The sequence below is a fragment of the Pseudomonas sp. MF08817 genome, assembly GCF_059862705.1.
The window spans coordinates 67,462-76,943 of sequence record NZ_JCBCUY010000030.1 but is presented as its reverse complement, the minus strand read 5'-3'; the positions used below and the strand labels follow the sequence as shown (position 1 = coordinate 76,943).

General features: G+C 62.7%; 9 protein-coding genes and 1 pseudogene. 3 read left to right on the top strand and 7 right to left on the bottom strand.

Going from position 1 to position 9,482, the window contains the following annotated elements; translation table 11 throughout:
- Nucleotides 1–51: 51 nt before the first annotated feature.
- The 3 genes from AC19YR_RS18585 to hutC form a co-directional block, all read right to left on the bottom strand.
- On the bottom strand, nucleotides 52–1,545 hold the full coding sequence (locus AC19YR_RS18585) for a hypothetical protein (RefSeq protein ID WP_500599611.1): 1,494 nt from the start codon (nucleotides 1,543–1,545) through the stop codon (nucleotides 52–54).
- 135 nt (nucleotides 1,546–1,680) lie between these two features.
- Nucleotides 1,681–2,250 (bottom strand): HutD/Ves family protein, encoded by a 570-nt coding sequence (locus AC19YR_RS18580; RefSeq protein ID WP_500599609.1) that lies wholly within the window; start codon nucleotides 2,248–2,250, stop codon nucleotides 1,681–1,683.
- Between the two features lie 19 nt (nucleotides 2,251–2,269).
- Complete coding sequence (gene hutC, locus AC19YR_RS18575; protein WP_176465098.1) at nucleotides 2,270–2,980, bottom strand: histidine utilization transcriptional repressor HutC; 711 nt, start codon at nucleotides 2,978–2,980, stop codon at nucleotides 2,270–2,272.
- Nucleotides 2,981–3,124: 144 nt separating this feature from the next.
- Between hutC and AC19YR_RS18570 the strand changes: the two genes are divergently transcribed.
- Entirely contained in the window at nucleotides 3,125–4,489 is a 1,365-nt protein-coding gene (locus AC19YR_RS18570; protein ID WP_500599607.1) for a formimidoylglutamate deiminase, read from the top strand.
- 51 nt (nucleotides 4,490–4,540) lie between these two features.
- Here the strand turns inward: AC19YR_RS18570 and AC19YR_RS18565 are convergent, their stop codons facing one another.
- Nucleotides 4,541–5,110, bottom strand: coding sequence for a lipocalin family protein (locus AC19YR_RS18565; protein WP_095108855.1), 570 nt, complete (start codon nucleotides 5,108–5,110; stop codon nucleotides 4,541–4,543).
- Between the two features lie 32 nt (nucleotides 5,111–5,142).
- On the bottom strand, nucleotides 5,143–5,397 hold the full coding sequence (locus AC19YR_RS18560) for a hypothetical protein (RefSeq protein ID WP_095108854.1): 255 nt from the start codon (nucleotides 5,395–5,397) through the stop codon (nucleotides 5,143–5,145).
- Between the two features lie 286 nt (nucleotides 5,398–5,683).
- Here AC19YR_RS18560 and AC19YR_RS18555 point away from each other — a divergent pair.
- Together AC19YR_RS18555 and AC19YR_RS18550 are read left to right on the top strand one after the other, a co-directional pair.
- A pseudogene (locus tag AC19YR_RS18555) lies at nucleotides 5,684–6,718 on the top strand (HAMP domain-containing protein); the annotation flags it as partial.
- Between the two features lie 93 nt (nucleotides 6,719–6,811).
- On the top strand, nucleotides 6,812–7,576 hold the full coding sequence (locus AC19YR_RS18550; RefSeq protein WP_371856232.1) for a methyl-accepting chemotaxis protein: 765 nt from the start codon (nucleotides 6,812–6,814) through the stop codon (nucleotides 7,574–7,576).
- A gap of 74 nt (nucleotides 7,577–7,650) precedes the next feature.
- Here AC19YR_RS18550 and AC19YR_RS18545 read toward each other — a convergent pair whose 3' ends face one another.
- Together AC19YR_RS18545 and AC19YR_RS18540 are read right to left on the bottom strand one after the other, a co-directional pair.
- Nucleotides 7,651–8,253 carry a DUF924 family protein gene (locus AC19YR_RS18545; RefSeq protein WP_500599606.1) on the bottom strand — a complete coding sequence of 201 codons (603 nt, stop codon included), beginning with the start codon at nucleotides 8,251–8,253 and terminating at the stop codon, nucleotides 7,651–7,653.
- A 3-nt stretch (nucleotides 8,254–8,256) separates the two neighbouring features.
- The gene (locus tag AC19YR_RS18540) at nucleotides 8,257–9,267 is read right to left on the bottom strand and encodes a class 1 fructose-bisphosphatase (RefSeq protein ID WP_095108851.1); all 1,011 of its coding nucleotides are present in this window, start codon (nucleotides 9,265–9,267) and stop codon (nucleotides 8,257–8,259) included.
- Nucleotides 9,268–9,482 lie beyond the last annotated feature (215 nt).

The window sequence follows — 9,482 nt, the reverse complement described above, 5'->3', positions numbered from 1 at the left end:
AATGCAAACCTGCGTCGCTGCGCTCCGACTGCCTGTCCAAATGGGCGTGGATCAGGTGTCCAAGTGAGCGTGGAACGAGTGTCCAAATGATCGTGGACTGGGTGTCCAAGTGTCGTGGAATCCGCAGGCAGGTTCCATGCGACCGGTCTGGCGATCCACGCGGTAGTAGGTCAGGGTGTCGAAGGCTTCAGCGGTGCTTTCGCCGGCGCTGTTGCGGATGAACTTGGCATCGAACTTGAGTTGCTCCCAGCCGCCCTCCAGATAAAGGTCACCTAGTTCGACTTCCCCATCCTTGACCTGGGACGCCGCGGGGCCTTTCCAGACCTTGAGGGTTTCCCCGGCCTTGAGGTCGTACACCACGAACTGGCCATTGACGTTCCAGTCCGGCCACACCGCCAGGTACTTGCGCCAGGCAGACTTGGGGTTGGCTGAATCCATGATTTGTTTGAACACGGCTTCCGTGACCCAGTCCTGGGCACTGGCGACACTGCCGGGGCCTAAGATGCGGTAAAGGCGTTGGGGGCCTTTGAGTTCATCCGCCTCCAAGCCCTTGGCGAAGGTTTGGATCTGCTTATCATCGAGGCGCGGAAATCCTTGGGCGGCTCTTCTGTTTACCTCGTCTATGTAGTCCTTCGGATCGACGGGACTAAACACCCCCGGCTTCCCCCGACTCAACCACCCCGGCAACGGCTTCGCATCCCGCATCAATTTCACCGCCCGCGCCTCGGGCAATCCGCCGTGAAAGTGCACATTCACCGTGTTCAGGATCGCCCGATGCTGCATCAGGTCTTCCATTTCCAGCCGGCGGATCACGATGTCGAGGGCGTCGCGTATCGGTTGTAGCGCTTTGCCGATATGGGCATTGGCCTGTAGGCGCACGGCCTTGACCATGTTCAGGGTTTGCTCGGCCTTGGCGGCGGCCCCGGGGACGTATTTGACTTTGCCCAGTAGGGTGTTGAGCAGGGCAATGCCCCGGTCGAAGGCGTGCAGCAACCTCAAGACGTCTATCTGGTTGCGCACCTTCTTGATGGCGTCAGCCAGTTCCTTGAACACTTGGCCCCACTCCAGGCCACGCCAGTACTTCACCACTTCCTTTTTACGCAGCAGGGTGATGACCCAGGTCATCGCCTCGTCCACGGCCTTCTCCACGGCATGGCCGCCCGAGCGGCGGATGAACAGGAAGAAGATTTTCAGCACGCCCTTGACCAGGGAACCGAGCACCGGAAACAGGCCGATCAGGGTCAGGCACAGGCCGACCCAGGCCCAGGTGTTGCTTTGGTCTTTTTGCAGTTCGCGGCAGTTGGCGACCAAATCGCGCATGTCGCAGACCTGGTCTACCAAGGGCACCATGGAGACCGCCGCGTCGAAGGCGATTTGCCCGGTGCTGCGGTCTTGGTTGAAATCCCCCTGGATCGCCTCCCACACCCAAAGGGCGGTATCGACACTGGCGTCGAAGAGTTTTTCCGGGGCGCCGGTGATGTACGCCAGGGCGACGCGCATGTTGTCGGCGGGGACAGTGGGTTCTGGGGGAGAGGATGGCTGCATGGCACGCACTCGCGCAGGACAAAACGCGATGCTAGCGAGGCAATTTATTGCGCGAAATCAGACCAAACGGACGCGATTGGTGGGAAGTGGACTACGCCAGGTTGCACCTGCCATGGGCGGGTGCTTGAACCCGGATCAGGCTGGGGTCAGTTCGATGATGCAGCACGCACCGTCGCTGGCGATCTCCAACAACTCAACATTACCGTCCACTTGTAGGCAGTCATGACGCCCCAGATGCTCGCGGTTCCCCACCACGGTCAGTGCCAGGTTTTCACTCACGCTGAACACCAGCACGGTGCCCGCCGAGCTGAAGAACCGCTGCTCGCCGCTCAGCCACTGCAAACGGGCGTGGTAGCGCTGGGGGGCGTAGATCAGGTTGAAATCGCGGATCGCCCCCTCAAGCAAGGTGCAGGCAACTTCGCTGGCGCCGCTGAAGGCGAAGGGGTCCAGGGGGCGCAGTGGCCGGGTGGCCTGGCCGTCGACGGTGAGGACCATGCCTGCGCCTTGCAGCACTGTGATGATGCGTTGGTAACCGTTGAAGGTGGAAAACCCGCCCGACTCGCCGATGTCGGCAATCGATAGGCGCCAGCCGAAGCCGTCCAGGCCGGTGCCGGCGTCGCGGGTGATTTCTTCGGTGCTGCCACCGCCGTTTTTCCAGGGCATGCGCGGATAGTCAGCCGCGCGCAGAACCTTCAGGTGGCTCATGGGGTGCTCTTCTTTTCATTTATTTGTGAAAACGCCCTTCCAGGCGATGACGGGAGCCGGGGTGGATCAGGCGCGCCGCCGTCACGGGTTGGCGGCCCGACCAGGTGCGGCGGCGGATCAGCAGGCACGGTTCGCCCGGCTCGATTTGCAGCAGCGCACATTCCTGGGGGTCGGCGAGGATGGCTTCGACCACGTGCTCGCCTTCGGTCAGTGGCGCGACCTGATTCAGGTAGGCGTAGGGGGTTTGCAGGGTGAAGTCCTGGGCGAGGTAGTCCGGCGCGACCAGGGCGTTGACGAAACGGTCCTCGATTTGCACCGGGATGTCGTTCTCGTAATGCACGATCAGCGAGTGGAACACCTTCTGCCCTTCACGCATGTCCAGGGCCACGGCGCGCTCGGAGCCGGCGGCTTCTTCGCCCAGGGTGACGACCTTGCAGGTGTGGCGATGGCCGCGCGAGGCGATCTCATCGGCGATGTTGTGCACTTCAAACAACGCGGACTGGCTCTTGGGCTCGGCGACGAACGTACCGACCCCTTGCATGCGCACCAGCAGGCCATCGGCCGTCATCTCGCGCAGGGCGCGGTTGATGGTCATGCGGCTGAAACCCAGTTGGCTGACCAGTTCGCTCTCGGACGGCACGCGGTAATGGGGCGGCCAGTTTCCGCTTTCGATCTGCTGGGTAATCATCTGCTTGACGCGGGCGTACAAGGGCGCCGGACTGTCACCCATTTGGGCGGCCAGCGGGGAAACGGCAGGCGGAGTCGGCACAGGAAATCCTTGTGAATGATTAAAGGCTGCTAGCTTGCCGGAGTTTACCGGGCAGGCAAACGTCTGTATATGTATATACAAATAATCACGATGGGGTTTTGAACCATGTCCGCCTTCTTTGCCGAACGCGCACTGCTGCCCAGTGGCTGGGCTAACAATGTTCGTTTTGAGGTCAGCGCCGACGGCGTGCTGACCCATATCCAGAGCCAGGCCAGTGCCGACGGCGCCGAGCGCCTGCGCGGGCCGCTGCTGCCGGGGATGCCCAACCTGCACTCCCACGCGTTCCAGCGCGCCATGGCCGGGCTGGCGGAAGTGGCAGGTAACCCCAACGACAGTTTCTGGACCTGGCGCGATTTGATGTACCGCCTCGTCGGCAAGATCAGCCCCGAGCAACTGGGGGTAATCGCCCGCCAGCTGTACATCGAAATGCTCAAGGCCGGCTACACCTCAGTGGCCGAGTTCCACTACGTGCACCACAACCAGGATGGCCAGCCCTATGCCAACCCGGCCGAGCTGTCGCTGCAAATCAGCCAGGCCGCCAGCGCCGCCGGTATCGGCCTGACCCTGCTGCCGGTGCTCTACAGCCACTCAGGCTTTGGCGGCCAGGCGCCGAATGACGGGCAGCGGCGTTTTATCAACAGCACCGAGCGCTACCTCAGGTTGCAGCAAAGCCTGCAACCGCTGCTCGCCGCGAAGCCGGCGCAGGCCCTGGGCCTGTGCTTCCACTCCCTGCGGGCAGTCACGCCGCAGCAAATCAGCGAAGTACTGGCGGCCAGCGACAAGCAGTGCCCGGTGCATATCCACATCGCCGAGCAGCAAAAGGAAGTCGACGATTGCCTGGCCTGGAGCGGCTTGCGCCCGCTGCAATGGTTGTACGAAAACACTGAGGTCGATGGGCGCTGGTGCCTGGTCCACGCCACCCACGCCAACCCGCAGGAAGTCAGCTTGATGGCCAAGAGCCAGGCCATTGCCGGTTTGTGCCTGACCACCGAGGCCAACCTGGGCGACGGGATTTTCCCGGCCGTGGACTTCCTCGCCCAAGGCGGGCGCATGGGTATTGGCTCCGACAGCCATGTGTCGTTGAGCGTGGTGGAGGAATTGCGCTGGCTGGAGTACGGCCAACGCCTGCGCGACCAACGCCGCAACCGCCTGTATCGCGCCGATCAACCGATGGTCGGGCGCACCCTCTACGACGCGGCCCTGGACGGCGGCGCCCAGGCCCTGGGGCAGAACATCGGCGCCCTGGCCGTGGGCAAGCGCGCCGACTGGCTGGTGCTGGACGGCAACGACCCCTATCTGGCGACTGCGGACGGCGACGGCATCCTCAACCGCTGGCTATTCGCCGGCGGCGACCGCCAGGTGCGGGATGTGATGGTCAATGGGCTGTGGGTGATCCGTGATGGGCATCATGCAGGGGAAGAGGACAGCCGCCGCGCCTTTACCCAGGTGTTAAGGCAGTTGCTGGGTTGAACCCACGCCCTGTGTAGCAAGCGGGCTTGCTACGACGGTGGGGTTCTTCGCTCAATGCGAGGTCTTGGCCATCTGCCGGTCCGAGACGCGCCAGATCAGGCGGGTGGTGTCGTAGCCTTGCTGGCGGGCGCGGCTGAGCAGGTCTTCACGCTTGACCGCGTTGATTTCCGGGGTCCGCGACAGCAGCCACAGGTAGCGACGGCTCGGGCTGCCGACGATGGCGGTCTTGTAGTCGTCGCTGACGTACAGCACCCAGTAGTCGCCCTTGGCCACACCCGGCAGCAGCCTGCTGAACCAGGTGTCGAACTCAACCGACAGCTTGTCGGTCTTGCCCGGCACTTGCGGCGAGGCCGTGCCCCGGGCTTCTTCCCATTGCCAGTCCTGGGTCAGGCAGCGGTTGAGCACCGCGACGTTGCCGTCGGGCTTGAGGCTGTAATGGGCTTCGGACTGCGCGCAGTTGCGCTGGAAGTACATGGGTAGGCGCGCCAGTTCATACCAGGCCCCTTGGTAACGCTTGAGGTCAACCTGGTTGACGGTCTTGGGCGCCAACCCGTCATCGCCAGAAGTGGCGCAACCGGCCAAAGCCAGGCCGGCCATAAGAGCTATTACTAACCGCATCATTATTCTTCTCCCGTGGGCGCCAGGCCCCGGATTTACTTCAGGCCTTGCCCGGAGAACATCAACACTTTGTCACCGGCGTACTGCACGCTGATAAAGCTGTTTTTGTCGCCCCAGGTGCAACTGGACATGCCCAGGGCGCCGGAACAGTCGGTGGGTTTGCCCAGCAGGGATTCGACCTCGGCCTTGGGCATGCCCGCCGACAGTTTCGAGTAGTTTTCCTGATTGACCTTGCTGCATGCGGCCAACAACACGCAAAACGCCAGCAACGCGATAGATCGCAACGACATGGTGGAACTCCTGGGGCGAAAGGGGGAGGCATGGCTGCCAACCAGAAGCTTAGAAGAGAAAACCCCCATCTGGTTCCCCGTGTAACTGGGTATTTCTTGAACGGTAACGTCTTCATTTGCCAAATAAATCAGCCACTTCCTGAGGGCTGCGAACATTTCGTCGGTTTTGCCGAAAAACCCCTCACCTTTACCGCACGCCAGACGACATAGAAGCAGCACAAGCCCCCGCAGTGTGGCAAATTGCCTCCCCCCTCTCGCCGACCAGCCTTTGCGGTAGTAAACCTCCATGACCCGAAACATGAAATTCAGCCACAAGATCCTCCTGGCCGCCGCCCTGGTGGTCGCTGTGGCCTTCGCCTGCTTCATCCTGTTCAACGATTACCGCCAGCGCCAGAGCCTGCGCGCCAGTACCGAAACCTCGATGCAGGAACTGGGCAGCCTGACCACCGGCAATATCCAGACCTGGCTGGAAGGCCGCATCCAACTGGCCCAATCCCTGGCCCAGCAGATCGGCGTAGAAGGCGCCACCCCACAAAACCTGGCACGCAGCATCGGCCTGCCCGCCTACACCAGCAATTTCCAGCTCAGCTACTTCGGTGGCCAGGACGGCGCGATGACCTCGGTGCCTACCGGCAACCGCCCAGCCGACTACGACCCGCGCGTACGCGGCTGGTACAAAGCCGCCATTGCCGCCGGGCAAACCATCGTCACCGAACCCTACGTCTCGGCTTCTTCGGGCAAACTGGTCATCACCGTCGCCACCCCGGTGCAGTACCAGAACCAAACCATCGGCGTCAGCGGCGCGGACATCGACCTGAGCAGCGTCAGCGCCATCATCAACTCCCTGGACTTCGACGGTCACGGCCACGCCTTTATCGTCAACGCCCAAGGCAAAGTGTTGATCCACCCGGACAGCAAGTTGCAGCTCAAGACCTTGGCCGAACTCTACCCCGCCGCCACGCCTGCGCTGCGCAGCGGTTTGCAGGAAGTCGAGGTGGATGGCCAGGCGCAATTCATCGCCCTCACCCCGGTCAAAGGCGTGCCGTCCGCCGATTGGTACGTGGCCCTGGTGCTCGACCAAAACACCGCGTTCGCCATGCTTGGCGAGTTCCGCACTTCGGCCATCATCGCCATGGTGATTGCGGTGGTCATCATCATCGCTTTGCTGAGCATGCTGATCCGCCTGCTGATGCAGCCGCTGCTGACCATGGGCCGCGCCATGCACGACATTGCCGAAGGCGAAGGTGACCTGACCCGGCGCCTGACCATTCACGGCCACGACGAGTTCGGCACGCTGGGGGTGTCGTTCAACCGCTTCGTGGAACGCATCCACAGCTCGATCCGCGAAGTGGCCTCGGCCACCGGCCAGGTCAACGAAGTGGCAGTGCGGGTGGTCAGCGCCTCCAACTCGTCGATGCTCAACTCCGACCAGCAGGCCTCGCGCACCAGCAGCGTCGCGGCGGCCATCAACCAGCTCGGCGCCGCGGCCCAGGAAATCGCCCAGAACGCCGCCCTCGCCTCCCAGCACTCCAGCGAGGCGCGCAGCCTGGCCGAGGACGGCCAGCAAGTGGTGGACAAGACCATCGGCGCAATGCAGCAACTGTCGGCGAAAATCAGCGATTCGTGCGGCAACATCGAAACCCTCAACAGCCACACGGTGAACATCGGGCAGATCCTGGAAGTCATCACCAGCATTTCCCAGCAAACCAACCTGCTGGCCCTCAACGCCGCCATCGAGGCGGCCCGCGCCGGTGAGGCCGGGCGTGGCTTCGCGGTAGTCGCCGATGAAGTGCGCAACCTCGCGCACCGCACCCAGGACTCGGCGCAGCAAGTGCAGACAATGATCGAGGAACTGCAAGTCGGCGCCCGCGAAGCGGTCAGCATCATGACCGACAGCCAGCGCCAGAGCGAAACCAGCGTCGGCATCGCCAACCAGGCCGGCGAGCGGTTGGTCAGCGTGACTCAGCGCATCGGCGAGATCGACGGCATGAACCAGTCGGTGGCCACCGCCACCGAAGAGCAGACCTCGGTGGTGGAGTCGATCAACGTCGATATCACTGAAATCAACACCCTGAACCAGGAAGGCGTGGAGAACCTGCAAGCCACCCTGCGCGCCTGCGCCGACTTGGAACAACAAGCGGCGCGGCTCAAGCACTTGGTGGGCAGTTTCAGGATTTGAGCTGAGCGTTAGGGCTCTATCGCGAGCAGGCTCGCTCCCACACAAAAGCTATCCATTGTGGGAGCGAGCCTGGCCTAAAAGCGCGACCCCGGCCCCGCCAGAAACGCCACTTCCTCAGGCGTGCTTGCGCGCCCGAGGATGTCGTTGCGGTGGGGGAAGCGCCCGAACCGAGCGATCACCTGCTGGTGCCGCTGGGCGTAGTCCAGGTTGCTGGCGAACACGGCGCGCTCGTGCGGCGGTTGTTGATCGTGCAGTTGGCTGAAGCGCGAAACCGCTTCGTTCTGCACCGCCAGGTTTTCGCAGTGTTCGAACACCAGGTAGATGAACACGCGGCGGATCGGCGGCAATTGCCGGTCGAAATCCGCGGCAATGCCTTGGGCCACCAGGGCCTGGGCCCGCAGGTCACCGGAAAATGCTTTGGGGGTGTCGCGAAAGATCATGCGTGGCAGTTGATCGAGCAGTAGCACCTGGGCCAGCCAACCCTCGGGACATTGCGTCCACCCGGTCAATTCGCCGGCCAGGGCCTGCTCCACCAGGGCCGCGAAACGCGTGCGCGCTTCAAGGTCCTGGCTGTCACGCTTGCCGAACCATAACTCGCCCTTCTGTGCAGCCACTGCGTTGGGCTGTTCGGCTTCACCGAACCACCATTCAAGCAACGGCTGCCAGGGCGCGGTCATGGTTTATTCCTTGTGGTAGGCCGTCACGCGCTCGACTTCTTCTTTGGAACCGAGGAACACCGCCACCCGCTGGTGCAGGCCTTCTGGCTGGATGTCGAGGATGCGCTGGTGGCCGTCGGTGGACACGCCGCCGGCCTGTTCCACGAGGAACGACATCGGGTTAGCTTCGTACATCAGGCGCAGTTTGCCGGGCTTGGACGGCTCGCGGCTGTCGCGCGGGTACATGAACAGGCCACCGCGGGTCAGGATGCGGTGCACGTCAGCCACCATCGCGGCAACCCAACGCATGTTGTAGTTCTTCTTCAGTGGGCCGCTCTCGCCTTCGAGCAGTTCACTGACGTAGCGCTGGACCGGGGCTTCCCAGTGGCGCTGGTTGGACATGTTGATGGCAAATTCCTGGGTCGCGGCCGGGATGGTGATGTCTTCGTGGGTCAGCACGAAACTGCCCATTTCGCGGTCCAGGGTGAAGCCTTTGACGCCGTCGCCCAGGGTCAGCACCAGCATGGTCTGCGGGCCGTAGATCGCGTAACCGGCGGCGACCTGCTGGGTGCCTGGCTGCAAAAAGGCCTTTTCGTTCAGGGCTTCGTTCTGGCTCAGGTGTTCGTTGGGGCAACGCAGCACCGAGAAAATGGTGCCGACCGGCGCGTTGATGTCGATGTTCGACGAGCCGTCCAGCGGGTCGAACACCAGCAGGTACGCGCCTTTGGGGTATTTGCCGGGGATCTGGTAGGCGTTGTCCATTTCTTCGGACGCCATGCCGGCGAGGTGGCCGCCCCATTCGTTGGCTTCGAGGAGGATTTCGTTGGAAATCACGTCGAGTTTTTTCTGCACTTCGCCCTGCACGTTTTCGGTGCCCATGCTGCCCAGAACACCGCCCAGTGCGCCTTTGGAAACGGCGTGGCTGATTTCCTTGCAGGCGCGCGCCACGACCTCGATCAGGAAGCGCAGATCGGCAGGAGTGTTGTTGCTGCGGGTCTGCTCAATCAAATAGCGACTCAGGGTAACGCGGGACATGGAAGGCTCCGGAGGATGGGGGGCGAAAAACCCGCGCAGTTTAACGCGAGTGCGGGGGCAATTGCTCTTATCAGACGAGATTCAGCGGATTGAGTTCAGATTGGGCGGCCGCCACCATACTTGCCCGAATGCGGGGCACACCTGCGATGGTGGCATGCCTGCCGATAGAGAGGCAGCGGCTATACAGGCCCCATCGCGGGCAGGGCCCGCTGCCA

What these genes read in the sequence shown, in the direction of transcription:
- AC19YR_RS18585 (WP_500599611.1), bottom strand. Translation starts at nt 1,545, where the DNA reads ATGCAGCCATCCTCTCCCCCAGAACCCACTGTCCCCGCCGACAACATG.
- AC19YR_RS18580 (WP_500599609.1), bottom strand. Translation starts at nt 2,250, where the DNA reads ATGAGCCACCTGAAGGTTCTGCGCGCGGCTGACTATCCGCGCATGCCC.
- hutC (WP_176465098.1), bottom strand. Translation starts at nt 2,980, where the DNA reads ATGGGTGACAGTCCGGCGCCCTTGTACGCCCGCGTCAAGCAGATGATT.
- AC19YR_RS18570 (WP_500599607.1), top strand. Translation starts at nt 3,125, where the DNA reads ATGTCCGCCTTCTTTGCCGAACGCGCACTGCTGCCCAGTGGCTGGGCT.
- AC19YR_RS18565 (WP_095108855.1), bottom strand. Translation starts at nt 5,110, where the DNA reads ATGATGCGGTTAGTAATAGCTCTTATGGCCGGCCTGGCTTTGGCCGGT.
- AC19YR_RS18560 (WP_095108854.1), bottom strand. Translation starts at nt 5,397, where the DNA reads ATGTCGTTGCGATCTATCGCGTTGCTGGCGTTTTGCGTGTTGTTGGCC.
- AC19YR_RS18550 (WP_371856232.1), top strand. Translation starts at nt 6,812, where the DNA reads ATGCTCAACTCCGACCAGCAGGCCTCGCGCACCAGCAGCGTCGCGGCG.
- AC19YR_RS18545 (WP_500599606.1), bottom strand. Translation starts at nt 8,253, where the DNA reads ATGACCGCGCCCTGGCAGCCGTTGCTTGAATGGTGGTTCGGTGAAGCC.
- AC19YR_RS18540 (WP_095108851.1), bottom strand. Translation starts at nt 9,267, where the DNA reads ATGTCCCGCGTTACCCTGAGTCGCTATTTGATTGAGCAGACCCGCAGC.